Source organism: Auritidibacter sp. NML120636 (assembly GCF_003185945.1).
Classification (GTDB): Bacteria; Actinomycetota; Actinomycetes; order Actinomycetales; family Micrococcaceae; genus Auritidibacter; species Auritidibacter ignavus.
On sequence record NZ_QHLO01000003.1, the window covers coordinates 71,195 to 88,726 of the forward strand.

At 57.9% G+C, this 17,532-nt stretch carries 12 protein-coding genes and 1 tRNA gene; 2 read left to right on the top strand and 11 right to left on the bottom strand.

What is annotated here, in order from left to right:
- Positions 1–202 precede the first annotated feature (202 nt).
- The 11 genes from DCC25_RS03610 to DCC25_RS03660 all read right to left on the bottom strand — a co-directional run bounded on the left by DCC25_RS03610 (position 203) and on the right by DCC25_RS03660 (position 14,870).
- On the bottom strand, positions 203–1,240 hold the full coding sequence (locus tag DCC25_RS03610) for a hypothetical protein (protein ID WP_110100639.1): 1,038 nt from the start codon (positions 1,238–1,240) through the stop codon (positions 203–205).
- A 141-nt stretch (positions 1,241–1,381) separates the two neighbouring features.
- Positions 1,382–5,269 (bottom strand): DNA-directed RNA polymerase subunit beta', encoded by a 3,888-nt coding sequence (locus DCC25_RS03615; RefSeq protein ID WP_110097937.1) that lies wholly within the window; start codon positions 5,267–5,269, stop codon positions 1,382–1,384.
- Between the two features lie 68 nt (positions 5,270–5,337).
- On the bottom strand, positions 5,338–8,853 hold the full coding sequence (locus DCC25_RS03620; RefSeq protein WP_110100640.1) for a DNA-directed RNA polymerase subunit beta: 3,516 nt from the start codon (positions 8,851–8,853) through the stop codon (positions 5,338–5,340).
- 312 nt (positions 8,854–9,165) lie between these two features.
- Complete coding sequence (gene rplL / locus DCC25_RS03625; RefSeq protein WP_110097939.1) at positions 9,166–9,555, bottom strand: 50S ribosomal protein L7/L12; 390 nt, start codon at positions 9,553–9,555, stop codon at positions 9,166–9,168.
- Positions 9,556–9,658: 103 nt separating this feature from the next.
- Positions 9,659–10,180 carry a 50S ribosomal protein L10 gene (gene rplJ / locus DCC25_RS03630; RefSeq protein WP_110097940.1) on the bottom strand — a complete coding sequence of 174 codons (522 nt, stop codon included), beginning with the start codon at positions 10,178–10,180 and terminating at the stop codon, positions 9,659–9,661.
- A 296-nt stretch (positions 10,181–10,476) separates the two neighbouring features.
- Positions 10,477–11,907, bottom strand: a complete 1,431-nt coding sequence (locus DCC25_RS03635) for an amino acid permease (RefSeq protein WP_233487893.1) — start codon at positions 11,905–11,907, stop codon at positions 10,477–10,479.
- A 253-nt stretch (positions 11,908–12,160) separates the two neighbouring features.
- On the bottom strand, positions 12,161–12,868 hold the full coding sequence (rplA, locus tag DCC25_RS03640; protein WP_110100641.1) for a 50S ribosomal protein L1: 708 nt from the start codon (positions 12,866–12,868) through the stop codon (positions 12,161–12,163).
- 110 nt (positions 12,869–12,978) lie between these two features.
- The gene (gene rplK / locus DCC25_RS03645) at positions 12,979–13,410 is read right to left on the bottom strand and encodes a 50S ribosomal protein L11 (protein ID WP_110100642.1); all 432 of its coding nucleotides are present in this window, start codon (positions 13,408–13,410) and stop codon (positions 12,979–12,981) included.
- A 122-nt stretch (positions 13,411–13,532) separates the two neighbouring features.
- Positions 13,533–14,399, bottom strand: a complete 867-nt coding sequence (gene nusG / locus DCC25_RS03650; RefSeq protein WP_110100643.1) for a transcription termination/antitermination protein NusG — start codon at positions 14,397–14,399, stop codon at positions 13,533–13,535.
- 65 nt (positions 14,400–14,464) lie between these two features.
- Positions 14,465–14,746 (bottom strand): preprotein translocase subunit SecE, encoded by a 282-nt coding sequence (gene secE / locus DCC25_RS03655; protein WP_110097944.1) that lies wholly within the window; start codon positions 14,744–14,746, stop codon positions 14,465–14,467.
- 51 nt (positions 14,747–14,797) lie between these two features.
- Positions 14,798–14,870 (bottom strand) — tRNA-Trp (locus DCC25_RS03660).
- A 296-nt stretch (positions 14,871–15,166) separates the two neighbouring features.
- Between DCC25_RS03660 and DCC25_RS03665 the strand changes: the two genes are divergently transcribed.
- Both DCC25_RS03665 and DCC25_RS03670 read left to right on the top strand, forming a co-directional pair.
- The gene (locus tag DCC25_RS03665; RefSeq protein WP_110100766.1) at positions 15,167–16,369 is read left to right on the top strand and encodes a pyridoxal phosphate-dependent aminotransferase; all 1,203 of its coding nucleotides are present in this window, start codon (positions 15,167–15,169) and stop codon (positions 16,367–16,369) included.
- 130 nt (positions 16,370–16,499) lie between these two features.
- Complete coding sequence (locus DCC25_RS03670) at positions 16,500–17,531, top strand: 6-phosphofructokinase (protein ID WP_110100644.1); 1,032 nt, start codon at positions 16,500–16,502, stop codon at positions 17,529–17,531.
- Position 17,532: the final 1 nt, after the last annotated feature.

Consider the following 17,532-nt stretch of genomic DNA (forward strand, 5'->3'; position numbering starts at 1 on the left):
CTTCACCCGCAGTAACCTTGGAGTAACTATTGGTCTGAGCTAGCTGAAGCCGTGTCCGTGGCGGGACGGACGCGGAGAAAATTCAGTTGACTGGTTTCAGCATCAGCTCCACGATAAACCCCACAGTTAGTGCGGGGACCGACCTGTTAACGAACCATGAGCAACACGTTCAGTGTTTCGGGACACCGCGAGAAATTCCCGTCTAGCCAAACCGAATACCGATCGGCAAGTCTTCGTAGGCGACCCAGCCACACCCGAGAACCTGTGAACCATCGAAGATGCCCCCGATTGCCCACCATTCACCGTCGATTTTGCGATCACTGCCATCCCCCTCACCGAACGGAAACAATATCGTGAGCTCAGGGTGCGTCTCAGCATTAGTCTCAGCTATCGATGCGCTTTCTTTGTACGGATTTACATGCGCAATATCGACCGGAGCCGTCATTCCTTCGTCTCCCGTCAGAGAACAAATTCCGCCGTACCCGATAACAGGTGCCACTTGCACAGGCCACCACGCGCCTGCTAGATCAAAATAGTCTGCGGCGATAGTGCGAGTTCGTTCGTGCAAGCCATGCTCTGCGCAGGAGACATCGTCTTCCTTAGCGCGTAAGTGCTCATGCACTTCAAGTCCGTCATTCGTAGCAGTCACGGATTCGACCTGATCACCGCAATTTCCGGACCGGGCGAACGGGAGGGGCGACTGTTCCGGACCGTCTTCCGTGGCAATCCACATGTACCACCGACCGTCGTAACTATTGCCCTCATAACGTTCAATTTCCACGGCTGCGTCGACGATGCCGTCCCCATTGAGATCCTGATGAATCACCTCTCCGAGCTCGTAGGTAACTGGAAACTGTGGATCTCCCGCCTCCACCGTGCCATCGACGAATGTCTTCTCTTCTGAGTCATCGGTATCCGAATAACCCACAAATTGAAAACTAATCGAACTAAAGTCGGTATCTTCCAGACTCTCAATTTCCGGCTCGGTTGGCTCGGGCGGTTCCTCACTCGATTCCTCAGTCGAGGGTGTATCCGGCGCAGACGAGGAGTCCTCGGCCTCAGTCGGGGGTTCCGGGGCGTCTTGCGTATCCGTGCCTGGAATCGAGGAGGTATCAGCTGCCTCGGGATCCCCCGATCCAGCGCAACCAGTCAGCAGGAGTAATAGAGTAGCGAAGCCAACAAAGTACCTGGTCAGTGATGTGGTGAGTGAGTGTTCGTGATGAGATCCAGTTAACGCCATAACTGAAGTCTACAGGAAGGTTCAACGATCATTCAGGGCCTCGCTTCTTCCATCAACTCATCTCGTCAACGCGCTTTTAAACGCCGATGGCGCCGACTCCCCCGGGAGTCGGCGCCATCGGTATGAAGGACTTCGTATCGGTTAGCGGAAATCGCCACCCAGACCGTAGTCATCCAAGCTAATCGCGTGGTAGTCGCCACCGATCTGCTCCATACCCGGGTAATCGAAGTCCGGGTAAGCAATCGGAGAGGTGAATAACTTGTTCTTGGCTTCCTCGGTGGGTTCCACGACCACGTTGGAGTACCGGTCCAAGCCGGTACCGGCCGGGATCAGCTTACCGATGATCACGTTCTCCTTCAGACCCAGCAACGGATCGGTCTTACCCTCCATAGCCGCCTGTGTTAGAACGCGGGTGGTCTCCTGGAAGGATGCAGCCGACAGCCACGAGTCTGTAGCCAGCGACGCCTTGGTGATACCCATCAGCTCGTCACGGCCTGAGGCCGGACGTTGACCCTGGGCCACGGCAGCGCGGTTGGCGTTGACGAACTCGGTGCGGTCGGTGAGTTCGCCGGGCAACAAGTCGGTGTCGCCGGACTCGATCACGGTAATGCGACGTAGCATCTGGCGAACAATGACTTCCACGTGCTTGTCGTGGATGCCCACGCCCTGGGACTGGTACACGTTCTGAACTTCCTTAACCAGGAACTTCTGAGCGGCCCGCGGTCCGAGCACACGCAGCACCTGCTTGGGGTCAACCGCACCGGAGACCAGCTGGGTACCAACAGCGACGTGCTCGCCGTCTTCCACCAGCAGGCGGGAGCGACGCAACACCGGGTAGGCGATTTCGTCGGAGCCATCGTCCGGGGTGAGGATCAGCTGGATCTGACGGTCGTCGTCTTCGATCCGAACGCGACCGGCCACCTCGGAAATCGGGGCCACACCCTTCGGGGTACGGGCCTCGAAGAGCTCCTGAATACGGGGCAGACCCTGGGTAATATCGTCAGCCGATGCCACACCACCGGTGTGGAAGGTCCGCATGGTCAGCTGGGTACCGGGCTCACCAATGGACTGCGCAGCGATAATACCGACAGCTTCACCAATATCGACCAGCTGGCCGGTTGCCATCGAGCGACCGTAGCACTTCGCACAGGTGCCCACCTGGGATTCACAGGTCAGCACGGAGCGGACCTTGATCTCGGTGATGCCGTTGCTGATCAGCTTCCCGATCAGCACGTCGCCGACGTCCGAGCCGGCCTCAGCCAGCACGGTGCCGTCGTCTGTGGTGACGTCGGTGGCCAGGGTGCGTGCGAAGCACGAGGTCTCCACGTTCTCATCCAAGACCAACTCGCCGTCCGCGTTGGCGGTAGCGATGGTTTCGGTCAGACCACGGCGGGTACCACAGTCGTGCTCGCGAATGATGACGTCCTGGGAGACGTCGACCAGACGACGAGTGAGGTAACCGGAGTTTGCGGTCTTCAACGCGGTATCGGCCAGACCCTTACGAGCACCGTGGGTTGCGGAGAAGTATTCCAGCACCGACAGACCCTCACGGTAGGAGGACTTAATCGGACGCGGGATAATCTCACCCTTCGGGTTGGTCACCAGACCACGGATACCAGCGATCTGACGAACCTGTAGCCAGTTACCACGCGCTCCCGAGGTCACCATGCGGTTAATGGTGTTCAGTGGACCCATACCAGCGCGCATGGCCTCGGCGACCTCGTCGGTTGCCCGCGACCAGATGTCGTTGAGTTCACTGCGGCGCTCGTCGTCAGAAATCAGACCGGTGTCGTACTGGCCCTGGACCTTGCTGGCCTGGTCTTCGTACTTGGCCATCACCGCAACCTTGTCGAAGTCCGAGGTGATGTCGGAAATTGCCACAGTCACACCGGACCAGGTACCCCAGTGGAAACCAGCGTTCTTCAGGTTGTCCAGGGTGGTAGCGGTGTCGATCAGCGAGTAGCGCTCAGCCAAATCATTAACCAGTGCGCCCAGGGTACCCTTGGTTTGACGCTCATCAACCCAGGGGTAGTCATCCGGCAGCAGGTCGTTGAACACGACCTTACCCAGCGTAGTTTCGATGGTTGCCGGCTGACCGGGTTCCCAGCCTTCCGGAGCTGATACCGCCTCGGATGGCACGAAGTTCTGCACAGTGATGGTCACCGGTGCATTGAGGTGCAGTTCGTTGTTGTCGAAGGCCATGGTGGCTTCACCCACGTGGGTGAAGTGACGGCCGGCGCCGACCTCGTCCTCACGCACGGTGGTCAAGTGGTTCAGGCCGATAATCATATCCTGCGACGGAACAGCAACCGCGCGGCCGTCCGAGGGCTTGAGGATGTTGTGGCTGGAGAGCATCAGCACCCGAGCCTCGGCCTGAGCCTCAGGGCTCAGCGGCAGGTGCACGGCCATCTGGTCACCATCGAAGTCTGCGTTGAACGCAGCACAGACCAGCGGGTGCAACTGAATGGCCTTACCTTCCACCAGCTGCGGCTCGAAGGCCTGAATACCCAGACGGTGCAGAGTCGGTGCACGGTTGAGCAGTACCGGGTGTTCGGTAATGACTTCTTCCAGCACGTCCCATACTTGAGGGCGGGTGCGCTCTACCATGCGCTTGGCGGATTTGATGTTCTGCGCGTGGTTGAGGTCCACCAGCCGCTTCATGACGAAGGGCTTGAACAGCTCCAAAGCCATCTGCTTGGGCAGACCACACTGGTGCAGGCGCAACTGCGGGCCCACCACAATCACCGAACGGCCGGAGTAATCAACACGCTTGCCCAACAGGTTCTGACGGAAACGACCCTGCTTACCCTTGAGCATGTCCGATAGCGACTTCAGCGCACGGTTACCTGGTCCGGTCACCGGACGACCACGACGCCCGTTGTCGAACAGCGAGTCCACGGACTCCTGTAGCATCCGCTTTTCATTGTTCACGATGATCTCGGGAGCACCCAGATCCAGCAGACGCTTCAGACGGTTATTGCGGTTGATCACACGACGGTAGAGGTCGTTGAGGTCCGAGGTGGCAAAACGACCACCATCGAGCTGGACCATCGGGCGCAACTCAGGCGGAATCACGGCCACCGCGTCCAGCACCATACCCTGCGGGGAGTTATTGGTGGTCAAGAAGGCGTTGATGACCTTTAGACGCTTCAGGGCACGAGTCTTGCGCTGGCCCTTACCGTTCTGAATGGTTTCGCGCAATTTTTCGGCTTCTGCCTGTAGGTCGAAGTTCTCCAAACGACGCTGAATCGATTCAGCACCCATGGAACCTTCGAAGTACTCGCCGTACTTGTCACGCATGGAGCGGAACATCGACTCGTTACCGATCAAGTCCGAGACCTTGAGGTTCTTGAAGGTCTCCCAGAGCTCTTCAAGCTTCTTGATCTCGTCGTCGGCGCGCTTACGGATCTGAGCCATGGTCTTCTCAGCAGTGTTGCGTGCCTTGGTGGTAGCTGAGGACTTGGCACCCTCGGATTCCAGCTGGGCCAGCTCATCCTCGAGATCCTTGGCCACTGCGGCGATGTCGGCATCGCGCTGGTCAGCCAGGTGCTTGACCTCTTGGTCGTGTTCCACCTGCAGATTAGGCAGATCCTGGTGACGAAGTTCTTCGTCAACATCGGTGATCATGTAGGCAGCGAAGTAGATGACCTTCTCCAAGTCCTTCGGTGCCAAATCCAACAGGTAGCCCAGGCGGGAGGGCACACCCTTGAAATACCAGATGTGGGTCACCGGTGCGGCCAGCTCGATGTGGCCCATGCGCTCACGGCGGACCTTGGAGCGGGTGACTTCCACACCACAGCGCTCGCAGATGATGCCCTTATAGCGCACGCGCTTGTACTTACCGCAGTAGCACTCCCAGTCGCGGGTCGGTCCGAAGATGCGCTCACAGAACAGACCATCTTTTTCGGGCTTGAGGGTGCGGTAGTTGATGGTTTCGGGTTTCTTGACCTCACCATAGGACCAATTGCGAATCTGATCCGCAGTGGCTAGCCCAATGCGCATGAGGCCGAATGAGTTTTCAGTGGACATGGTCCGTAGAACTCCTGATGTCTAAAAGGGGATGAAAGCTTTCTGGCGGGCGTGCTGGATCAGACGGTTTAGACTTCCCCGATGGTATCCACAGAGTCGGGCTCTGCGTGGGAGAGATCGATACCGAGTTCTTCAGCGGCCCGGAATGACTCCTCATCCGAGTCCCGCATTTCAATGGCCTGGCCTTCAGAGGACAAGACCTCAACGTTCAGGCACAGTGACTGCATTTCCTTGACCAGCACACGGAACGATTCCGGAACGCCGGGCTCTGGAATGTTTTCACCCTTGACGATGGCCTCGTAGACCTTCACACGACCGTGCACGTCATCGGACTTGTGGGTGAGCAACTCCTGCAGCGTGTAGGCAGCACCGTAGGCCTCCAGCGCCCACACTTCCATTTCACCGAAGCGCTGACCACCGAACTGCGCCTTACCGCCCAGCGGTTGCTGGGTAATCATCGAGTACGGGCCCGTGGACCGGGCGTGAATCTTGTCGTCCACCAGGTGGTGCAACTTCAGCATGTACATATAGCCGACCGAGATGGGGTCCGGGAAGGGTTCACCGGAACGACCATCGAACAGCTGCGCCTTGCCGTTTTCACCCATCAGGCGTGCACCGTCGCGTGAAGGATTCACCGACTGTAGCAGTCCCTGAATCTCTTCGGCTTCAGCACCGTCGAAGACCGGGGTAGCCACGTTCAGTGGTCCGGTCTCACGTGGCAGGTTGGGCAGGTTGCGCAACCACTCGGGCTCGCCTTCGATCTTCCAGCCGTTGGCCGCAATCCAGCCCAGGTGTAGTTCCATCACCTGGCCGAGGTTCATACGACCCGGAACACCTAGCGGGTTCAGAATGATATCGACCGGAGTACCGTCGGCCAAGAACGGCATATCTTCCACGGGAAGAATCTTGGAGATCACACCCTTGTTACCATGACGACCAGCCATCTTGTCACCGTCGGTGATCTTACGCTTCTGAGCCACGTAGACACGGACCAGCTGGTTGACACCAACCGGCAGATCATCGTCGTCTTCGCGGTCCAGGATGCGGATACCGATCACGGTTCCGGATTCACCGTGCGGAACCTTCTTAGAGGTGTCACGAACTTCCTTGGACTTCTCGCCGAAGATGGCGCGCAACAGGCGCTCTTCGGGGGTCAGCTCGGTTTCACCCTTCGGAGTGACGCGACCGACCAGGATGTCCCCGGCCTCGACCTCGGCACCGATGTGGATGATGCCACGCTCGTCAAGCTGTGACAGCACTTCCTCGGAGACGTTGGGGATGTCGCGGGTGATCTCTTCAGCGCCCAGCTTGGTGTCACGGGCATCGATTTCGTACTCCTCAATGTGGATCGAGGTCAGCACGTCATCGGAAACCATGCGCTGGGAGAGGATGATCGCATCCTCGTAGTTGAGGCCTTCCCACGGCATGAATGCCACGAGCAGGTTCTTCCCCAGGGCCAGCTCACCGTTATCGGTGGCGGGCCCATCAGCGATGACCGACATAGTCTCCACCCGATCACCTTCGGCCACGCGCACCTGCTGGTTGTAGGCGTTGCCCTGGTTGGAGCGAGCGAACTTCTGGATCTTGTAATGGGTGGTAGTGCCATCGTCGTTCATCACGGTCACCATGTCGGCGGAAGCCTCGGTGACAACACCGGGTTTGGTGGCGGTCACGGAGTCGCCAGCGTCCAGCGCGACGTACTTCTCCATACCCGTACCCACCAACGGCGCTTCAGACTTCAACAGTGGCACCGCCTGACGCTGCATGTTCGCACCCATCAGCGCGCGGTTAGCATCGTCGTGCTCCAAGAACGGGATCAGGGCGGTGGCTGCCGAGACCATCTGACGTGGGGAGACGTCCATGTAGTCAATATCGGACGGTTCAGCCAGTACCGGTTCACCGTCACCACCGCGCTGACGACACAAGACCTGTTCTTCAGCGAAAGAGCTATCCTCGTTCAGCACCGCGTTAGCCTGGGCAATCTGGGCGTCCAGCTCGTCATCAGCGGTGAGGTACTCAACACGGTCAGTGACCTTACCGTCAATGACCTTGCGGTACGGAGTCTCAATGAAACCGAAGGCGTTGATCCGACCGAAGGTTGCCAACGAACCAATCAGCCCAATGTTGGGACCTTCTGGGGTCTCAATCGGGCACATACGACCGTAGTGCGAGGGGTGGACGTCGCGGACTTCCATCCCCGCGCGATCACGAGACAGACCACCCGGTCCCAGGGCGGAGAGACGCCGCTTGTGGGTCAGACCGGCCAGTGGGTTGTTCTGGTCCATGAACTGCGAAAGCTGGGAGGTTCCGAAGAACTCCTTGATGGAAGCAACCACCGGACGGATGTTAATCAAAGTCTGAGGGGTAATAGCCTCAGCGTCCTGGGTGGTCATCCGCTCGCGCACCACGCGCTCCATACGAGCCAGACCGGTGCGGATCTGGTTTTCAATCAACTCGCCGACGGCGCGAATGCGACGGTTACCGAAGTGGTCGATATCGTCCATCTCGACGCGAATATCGACCTCTTCGCCGTTGTGTTGACCCTTGATGGTCTTCTCGCCGGCGTGCAGAGCACAGATGAAGTGAATCATCTGCGCCACATCCTGCTCCGTCAACACGCTCGATGCGGGGTCGGACAACGGAGCGTCGACGCCGAGCTTGCGGTTGAGCTTATACCGACCCACTTTAGCCAGATCGTAGCGTTTCTCAGTGAAGTACAGGTTAGCCAGCAGAGTTTGGGCTGGATCCACAGCTGCCGGTTCACCTGGACGCAACTTGCGGTAAATGTCCAGCAGGGCTGCCTTCTGGTCTTCGGTTTGGTCCTTTTCCAGGGTCAACCGCATGGAGTCATATTGACCGAATTCTTCGAGAATCCGGGACTCCGACCAGCCCAGGGCCTTGAGCAACACAGTCACCGGTTGCTTGCGCTTACGATCCAGGCGCACCGAGACCTGGTCGCGACGGTCAATCTCCAGCTCAAACCAGGCACCACGGGACGGGATAATCCGGGCCGAGTAGACGTCCTTATCGGTGGTCTTGTCAGGGTGGCGTTCGAAATAGGCACCCGGGGAACGCACCAGCTGGGAAACCACAACACGTTCAGTGCCGTTGATGATGAAGGTGCCTTCTTCAGTCATCAACGGGAAGTCACCCATGAACACCGTCTGTTGCTTAATTTCACCGGTGTTGTAGTTCATAAACTCCGCCTTGACGTACAGCGGAGCAGCGTAAGAGGAGTCTTTCTCCTTCGCTTCATTTTCGGTGACCTTAGGGTCAGAGAATTCCGGATCAGTGAACGACAGCGACATCGTTCCCTGGAAATCCTCAATGGGTGAGATTTCCTCGAAAATATCGGAGAGCCCGGATGTGGTAGCTACCGAATCATCACCGATTTCCTGGGCATGCGCAACACGCTGTTTCCACCGTTCGTTACCGACCAAGCGGTCGAAAGATTCGGTCTGGAGTGCTAACAGGTCGGGCACGTCCAGAGGTTCGGCAATCTTCGCGAAAGAAACTCGGCCTGCAGAGGCGGCGTGGCGAGGATTGGTAGCGGCTGAATTATTTGAGGTGCTCGAAGCGACCAAAAGAGTGATCCTTTCACAGACCTTCTGTGTACAGTTCTGACTTCCCTACACACCGTGTCGCATCCGGTGCGACACGCGAGGTTGGCCGACCCACCGCTATATGAAGGTCAAGACCGTATACCGTATATTTATCGTGGCGTGCCAGAAGGGGCTCATGGCACGACACATGGAAGATAGGGATACGCAAAAGAACAGCTTATCACATTTCTATCCTGACCCCAAGCCCCTGCTGAGACACTTGTGGCCCCACGCCATCCATGGTGCGGGGCCACAAGCAGTTCAGTCGATGCTAAGCAGCTGATGCCACTGGCATTACTTCAGGGTGACGGTAGCGCCAGCACCTTCCAGCTGCTCCTTAGCCTTCTCGGCAGCTTCCTTGTCCACGCCTTCCAGCACGGGCTTCGGAGCACCATCGACCAGTTCCTTGGCGTCCTTCAGACCCAGCGAGGTCAGTGCGCGAACTTCCTTAATCACGCCGATCTTCTTGTCGCCAGCAGCTTCCAGGATAACGTCGAACTCGGACTGCTCGTCAGCAGCGTCACCGTCACCGTCGTCACCAGCAGCCGGAGCAGCAGCAGCGGCAACCGGAGCAGCAGCGGTCACGTCGAATTCTTCCTCGAATGCCTTGATGAAGTCAGACAGTTCGACCAGGGTCAGCTCTTTGAAAGTGTCCAGCAGTTCTTCAGTGGATAGCTTAGCCATGAGTGTGGCTCCTTTACGTAGTGGGTTCTCAGGTTCAAGAACTCAGATGTGAAGTTTTTGGTGTGATCAGTTGACCACGTAGTCCATCGCCTCGACGATGGGGTTAGGCGGCGTCTTCCTGCTTGGCACGCAGTGCCTCGGTCGTACGCACGGCCTTCGACAGCGGGGACTGGAACAGCGCGGCGGCCTTGGACATACCACCCTTCATTGCTCCTGCCAGCTTCGACAGCAACACCTCGCGAGATTCCAGATCCGCAAGCTTCTTAACACCCTCAACATCGAGTGCGGCACCTTCCATGTAGCCGCCCTTGATGACCAGGGCCTCATTGTCCTTGGCAAAGTCACGCATAGCCTTTGCTGCTTCAACCGGCTCACCTTCGATGAAAGCGATAGCAGTCGGACCGTTGAGTAGTCCCTCGAAGGCATCTACTCCGGCTTCTTTGGCAGCAATGTCAGCAAGCGTATTCTTCACCACGGCGTAGTGGGTGTTCTCACCGAGAGAGCGGCGCAAGGTCCTGAGCTGCTCCACGGTCAGACCACGGTACTCTGTGAGCACAGCAGCATCCGAGTTGCGGAAACGCTCCACCAACTCAGCCACTGCGGCCTCTTTTTCAGCAGTCGCCATGGCACTCCTTCCGATTGCTTCAGCCGGTACCTAACGGCTTCGACACAAAAAAACGCCCCGTGCAGGCGTGCACAGGGCGCAGCAATACTGAAGATTGTGATCAGCAGTCTTCAACTGGCTTGACGTTCACACCTGCGCTGGTCGCTTTTGTGTCAAAAGCTTTATAGTCATTCCGTCGCGGCGCTCATGTTGTCAGATGGGCACCAGAATTAACGACCGGCGGTCTTTGGTGGTTAATAAGCTACCCTACCGATTCCCGCAACACCAAATCCACGCTTGGAATGAGAGCGAGATCATCAGCGGACGTGTCTGCTAGCGGGCTGAGAGTGTTGCTGGGGTTGGCCCGGTCGCTGAGACCTCCGGCGAGTTTTGATCTCATAGGCGACGAGCAGCAGCACGAGCCACAGTGGTCCGACAAAGACCGCGGTACGGTACTGTTGCGACCATCCCATGATCACGACCAGGAGGGCGAAAAACACCAACACAATCCAAAACACCACCGAGGCTACGGGAAGTTTGAAGTGAAGCTTTTCGCGTTCCTCTTGGCTGAGCTGGGCACGGAATTTGCGGTGGGTGATCATGACCATAGTCCAGTTGATCAGCGCAGCCGCCAACGCCACGGACATCAGGTATCGAAAGGCGAAATCGGGCCAGAGCATCACCACCACCACGGCGATGACGGTCACCGCCGAGGAGACGAGCACACCCCAGTACGGCACGCCACGTCCGGAGACCTTGGTGAGAAACGAGGGAGCGTTTCCTTGCAGTGCCAGCGAGTACAGCATCCGAGCGTTGGAAAAAAGTCCGGAGTTATAAACGGAAATGACCGCGGTGAGCATGACCAAGTTCAGGATGTGGGCAGCTCCGGTAATGCCGACGGCATCAAAAATTTGCACGAAAGGACTGGAATGCCCGTCGATCTGGTGCCAGGGCACCACGGACATGATGACAGCCAGAGCCAAGATATAGAACAGCAGGATGCGCAGAATGACTTGGTTGATGGCTCGGGGGATGGATTGCTGCGGACGGTCAGCTTCCCCGGCAGCCACCGCCACCAGTTCGGTGCCGCCGAAGGAAAACATCACGACGGCCATGGCGGCGATGATGCCGGTCAGTCCCATGGGCATAAATCCGCCGTGGTCCCACAAGTGGCTAAAGCTGGGGTCTGGCAGTTCGGGATTGGAATTGACGCCCAGGATAACCACCACGGTGCCAAGCACAATCATGGCGATGACTGCCACAACTTTCACCACGGCGAACCAGAATTCGAATTCGCCGAAGGTTTTGACACCGACCAGGTTGATGAAGGTGATCAGCACTAAAAAGAAGGCTGCTGAGACCCAGGGTGGTACCTCGGGGAGCCAGTAGTTGACGAAGGATCCGACCACCGCCAGCTCGACCATGGCTACCGCAATGTAGTTGAACCAGTAGTTCCACCCGGAGACGAAGCCAGCCCGCCGACTCCAATATTTGTGGGCATAGTGGGTAAATGCTCCGGCCACGGGCTCGTGGACGGACATCTCCCCCAAAGCACGCACCACCCAGAAGATGATGAGGCCACCGATGAGATAGGCGATGAGAATGGCGGGCCCGGCCAGACTGATGGAATCGGCAGAACCATAGAACAGCCCCGTACCAATAGCGCCGCCCAGAGCAATCATCTGAATGTGCCGATTCTTCAAGTCTCGTTTCAGACGCTGGTCGTGTTGAGCGACATCGTATGCCACAGCGGTGCTTCTTTTCTGTCGTGAGGTGGATACAGGGCGACAAAGCGTAGACGGACCTCGCAAAGGTCTAGGTCATCGGCTCTGCAGATCAGAGTACCCTCGCTCCGTGGTGTTGTGAACGCAAAATGTCAGGCGTGTTAACAACGATGTGGCTCTCTGGGGGCCTGTTGTGGGAGTGGGAGACTCTGAAAACTACTGTGGCCTTCACCGAGACAACCGGTGAAGGCCACAGCTAACGGGCTACCGGAGGGCTTTAGGCCTGTTCAGTAACAACCCGAGTGACGTTAGGATCCACGGAGATGCCGGGGCTCTGCGTCGATGCCACGGTAACGCTGGAAATGTAGCGTCCCTTAGCGGAAGAGGGCTTGAGCCGGATAACCTCCTCCAGTGCCGCGGCGTAGTTCTGAGCCAGCTTCTCAGCATCGAAGCTGGTCTTACCGATGATGAAGTGCAGGTTGGAATGACGGTCGACGCGGAAGTCGATCTTACCGCCCTTAATATCTTCAACCGCTTTGGCAACGTTCGGGGTCACGGTTCCGGTCTTGGGGTTCGGCATCAGGTTACGGGGACCCAGGATCTTACCGAGGCGACCGACCTTACCCATCATGTCCGGGGAGGCCACGGCGGCGTCAAAATCAGTCCAACCGCCCTGGATTTTTTCGACCAGATCATCGGAACCGACGTAGTCGGCACCGGCTGCTTCGGCAGCGGCGGCGTTGTCACCGGTGGCGAAGACGACAACGGTCGCGGTCTTACCGGTACCGTTGGGAAGGTTCACGGTACCGCGAACCATTTGGTCAGCCTTGCGGGGATCCACTGACAGACGCATCGCCACATCCACGGTGGCGTTTTTCTCAGCGGGGGTAATGTCCTTCAGAAGCTTGATTGCTTCAAAGGGGCTGTACTGACGGTCTTCAATTTTGGCCGCGGCTGCCTGGTATGCTTTGCTGCGCTTTGCCATCTGCTAAATCTCCTTATGCAGTCGTGGTGTAACGGGCCGCGCTCGACCCATGCCACTGAAATGTTTTGGGTGTTGTTGACGGGCAACAACGATGATCCGTATGGACCTGGTTAGTCTTCGACAGTGATACCCATCGACCGTGCAGTGCCGGCGATGATCTTGGTAGCGGCTTCAATGTCGTCAGCGTTCAGGTCAGCCATCTTGGTCTGAGCAATCTCAGCCAGCTGATCCTTGGTGACCTTACCGACCTTATCGGTGTGCGGAGTCGAAGATCCCTTGTTCACACCGGCTGCCTTTTTGATCAGCTGCGCCGCCGGAGGGGTCTTGGTAATGAAATCGAAGGAACGGTCTTCGTAAACGGTGATTTCCACCGGGATGATGTTTCCACGCTGGGACTCTGTGGCGGCGTTGTAGGCCTTGCAGAACTCCATGATGTTCACACCATGCTGACCAAGCGCCGGACCAACCGGAGGTGCCGGATTAGCAGCACCAGCTTCAATCTGCAACTTGATCAGACCAGCGACCTTTTTCTTGGGGGCCATATTCGGGTCCTTTTCTATCGTCGTTCTTCGATCACAGGAGCGTGATCGAAGGGGTGATCACCGTGGCGCGGTGATCGAGGTCGTGGCGCCCGGCCAAAGCAACCGGGACCACGAAGTCTTTTCTACACTTTGGTCACTTCACTGAAGGACAGGGTCACCGGCGTCTCGCGTTCGAAGATGGATACCAGCACCACCAGCTGCTGGGAGTCAACTTTGACTTCCGATATGGTAGCCGGCAACGACTCGAACGGCCCTTCCTTGACGGTAACGGATTCGCCGACTTCGAAGTCGACGGTGACTTCCGGAGCCACTTCTTGCACGGCTTCCTTGGGTGCAGGTTTGCCTTCGTCCTGGGCCTTCTTCGCGGCTTCCTGCAGAATCGAAGGGGCCAACATGTCGTAGACCTCGTCTAGGCTCAGCGGCTCGGGCTCGTAGGCGTCGGCGCCGACAAATCCGGTCACGCCAGGGGTGTGGCGCACCACGCCCCAGTTTTCTTCAGTAAAGTCCATACGCACCAGCGCGTAGCCGGGAATCCGAACACGGTTGACGACCTTGCGGTTGGAGTTCTTAATCTCCACAGCTTCTTCCATGGGAACTTCGATCTCATAGATCTCGTCAGCGTCCATGGTCTGAATGCGCGTTTCCAGGTTGGTCTTGACACGACGTTCGTAGCCGGCGTAGGTGTGCACCACGTACCACTCACCAGGCTGGCGACGAAGCTTCGCGCGTAGTTCTTCGCCGATCTTCTCCAGATCGGTTTCGCCATCATCATCGCTGTCGGTCTCGGCCTCGTGAGCCTGGTCAGCTTCCTCTGCGCTTGTTACGGCGTCAGTGTCGCCAGATTCTTCAGGAGTGGATTCTGCAGACGCTTGGGCCTCAGCGACGTCGTTGCCCTCAGGGTTTGCCACGGCATCCTGGTCTGCAACGGTGTCATCGGAGGCCACAACCGACTCATCGATGGACTGTTGCTCGCGTTCTTGCTCGGACACGTGATTCCTGCTTTCCTCGGTAACTTGCTGGTCTGATGGCCGTGACAGTTGCCGGCCTGAGGCTCTTAGACAGTTTCTTGACCGCCGAAGAGGAACGACGCTCCCTGCCCAAAGAGCCAGTCCAACACAAATACCACGGCGATCACGATGATCACGAAGACCAGAACAACGCCGGTCATTTTCAGCAGTTCTTCGCGGGTCGGGGTGACGACCTTACGGATCTCATCAACGACCTGACGCAGAAACAACATGATGCGGCTGAAGAAACCACGCCGTTCGGAGCGGCTCTGGCCACCGTCCTGAGTTTCGTGCGTTGATTGTTCGGCCACGGATCCTCGCTCGGTCATCAATAAGGGTGATCTGCTGTACGCTGGCGGATATTCCGGCAACTTACTGCGCAGGGCAGACAGGACTCGAACCTGCAACCTACGGTTTTGGAGACCGTTGCGCTACCAATTGCGCCACTGCCCTCGGTGTTCGGGGGGGGATTTCACGCACCACAACAAATGGTGAGTGGACACCGAATGACTAGTCTACGATGTTGTCCGCTCATCACCAAATTGAACACGGAAGTTGCACGAAGTCGCCTATCGCCCCGGTATCTGTCAGACGGTTTCAAGTATTGTAAAGAGTGGCTGGTGTCCCCGCCCTCGGTCGGTGATGGCTCAGAAGAAAACGGGTACGAGTATCCTCGCCTGCCTCGCCGACGGTAGCCGGTGTCACTCAGCGTGTGAAGGCAGAACAATATGTCGAAGGGACCTACCATCATGGTTGAACCCGCCCGCCGCGTTTCCGCTCGGTTAAATGCCATCACCGAGTCCGCCACTCTGGCGGTGACCGCGAAAGCCAAAGAGCTCAAGGCCGCTGGTCGCGAGGTGATTGGATTTGGCGCTGGAGAACCAGATTTTCCCACTCCTGACTACATCGTTCGCGCCGCGGAGGAAGCTACCACCGATCCGGTCAACCATCGCTACTCCCCTGCCGGTGGGTTGCCCGAGCTCAAAGAAGCCATTATTAACAAGACACAACGTGATTCGAAGCTGAGCTACCAGTCGCAGGAGGTGTTGGTCACCAATGGGGCTAAGCAAGCGGTGTACAACACCTTCGCTGCTCTGCTGGACCCAGCCGATGAGGTGCTGGTGCCTGCACCTTATTGGACGACCTATCCCGAATCAATCAAGTTGGCCGGTGGAGTCCCTGTCGATGTGTTTGCCGGCCCGGAGGCCGATTACTTGGTCACCGTCGACCAGCTCGAGGCTGCTCGCACCGAACAAACCAAAGTGGTGCTCTTCGTCTCACCGTCGAACCCCACCGGAGCCGTGTACTCGCGCGAACAGACCCGTGCCATTGGCGAGTGGGCCCTGGAACACGGTTTGTGGGTGGTTACCGACGAGATCTACGAGCACCTGCTCTACGATGGGGCCGAAGCACAGTCCATAGTTTCGGTCGTCCCCGAGCTCAAGGACCAGGCCATCATCCTCAATGGTGTGGCCAAAACCTACGCGATGACCGGGTGGCGTGTTGGTTGGATGCTGGGCCCGGTCGACGTCATCAAGGCAGCCACCAACCTGCAATCTCATGCCACCTCGAACGTCGCTAATGTTTCTCAGCGGGCTGCCATTGCCGCATTGAATGGTTCATTGGAGGCCGTCGAAGAGATGCGCCAGGCCTTCGATCGTCGTCGACAAAAGATCGTACAGATGCTCAACGAGGTGCCCGGATTCTCCTGCCCGACACCGCGTGGCGCGTTCTACGTCTACGTCGATGTCCGCGACGCACTGGGCCGGAAGATCAACGGCCGTGTCGCCGAAACGTCACAGGATTTGGCCACCATCATCCTTGAGGAGGCCGAGGTCGCGGTGGTTCCCGGTGAAGCGTTCGGTCCCTCCGGGTTTTTGCGACTGTCTTATGCACTGTCGGACGAGGACCTCGAAGAAGGCACCTCTCGCCTTCTGCGTTTGTTCTCCTAAGACCGCCCACGACCGATAGTCGCACCGGAGAAAAACCACTAGCCTGGAAAGTGTCTGGGATAACCCATCAGGGTTGTACCCGGGATTTCTGAGCGGTTTTCTTGACTGTTTTGACGAAAGGATACCCCTGGTGCGCATCGGAATCTTAACCTCTGGCGGAGATTGTCCCGGGCTCAACGCCGTGATCCGGTCAGCGGTGTTGCACGGCATCAAGTCTTTCGACGACGAGCTAGTGGGAATTCGCAACGGCTGGGCCGGACTTATTGACAAAGACTATTTCGAGCTCCCCCGCCAGGTGGTTCGGGGCTTGGCACGCACCGGAGGCACGATTCTTGGTACCTCCCGCACCCACCCGTATAATGCTGAAGGCGGTGGGCCGGAGAATATCAAGCGCAATATGGAAGACATGGGACTCGGCGCGCTGATTGTCATCGGCGGAGAAGGCACCCTCGCCGGGGCGCAACGACTCTACCAGGACGGGATCAACCTGGTAGGAGTGCCGAAAACCATCGATAACGACCTGCGTGGCACCGACTACACATTCGGGTTCGACACGGCACTGTCGATTGCTACCGATGCGATGGACCGGTTACGCACCACCGGTGAGTCGCACCACCGGTGCATGGTCGCTGAGGTGATGGGACGTCACGTTGGCTGGATCGCATTGCACTCAGGCCTCTCCGCCGGCGCCCACGCAATCTTAATCCCAGAATTCCCAACCCCGATGGAGCAGGTCAGCGAATGGGTCACACAGGTGCACGAACGCGGTCGGTCGCCACTTGTTGTCGTGGCTGAGGGGTTCATCCCTGAAGGCCACACCGATCCAGTGGCAGAGGCCGGGGTGGAAGCATCCGGCCGCCCGCGACTGGGTGGAATTGGAGAGTGGGTCACCCACCAGATCGAGGATCTAACCGGCATCGAGACCCGCAACACCGTTTTGGGACACATTCAACGTGGCGGGGCACCCACCGGATATGATCGGGTGCTCTCAACCCGGTTCGGCATGGCCGCCATCGATCTGATCCATCGCGGACACTACGGTCGCATGGTGTCTTTGGCCGGTACTGAGATCGTCGACGTTGACTTGGACCAAGCTCTGGCCGGTTTGAAAGAAGTCCCCCAGCAACGCTACGACGAGGCGAAGGTTCTTTTTGGTCGATAAT

What these genes read in the sequence shown, in the direction of transcription:
- DCC25_RS03610 (WP_110100639.1), bottom strand. Translation starts at nt 1,240, where the DNA reads ATGGCGTTAACTGGATCTCATCACGAACACTCACTCACCACATCACTG.
- DCC25_RS03615 (WP_110097937.1), bottom strand. Translation starts at nt 5,269, where the DNA reads ATGTCCACTGAAAACTCATTCGGCCTCATGCGCATTGGGCTAGCCACT.
- rplL (WP_110097939.1), bottom strand. Translation starts at nt 9,555, where the DNA reads ATGGCTAAGCTATCCACTGAAGAACTGCTGGACACTTTCAAAGAGCTG.
- rplJ (WP_110097940.1), bottom strand. Translation starts at nt 10,180, where the DNA reads ATGGCGACTGCTGAAAAAGAGGCCGCAGTGGCTGAGTTGGTGGAGCGT.
- rplA (WP_110100641.1), bottom strand. Translation starts at nt 12,868, where the DNA reads ATGGCAAAGCGCAGCAAAGCATACCAGGCAGCCGCGGCCAAAATTGAA.
- rplK (WP_110100642.1), bottom strand. Translation starts at nt 13,410, where the DNA reads ATGGCCCCCAAGAAAAAGGTCGCTGGTCTGATCAAGTTGCAGATTGAA.
- secE (WP_110097944.1), bottom strand. Translation starts at nt 14,746, where the DNA reads ATGACCGAGCGAGGATCCGTGGCCGAACAATCAACGCACGAAACTCAG.
- DCC25_RS03665 (WP_110100766.1), top strand. Translation starts at nt 15,167, where the DNA reads ATGGTTGAACCCGCCCGCCGCGTTTCCGCTCGGTTAAATGCCATCACC.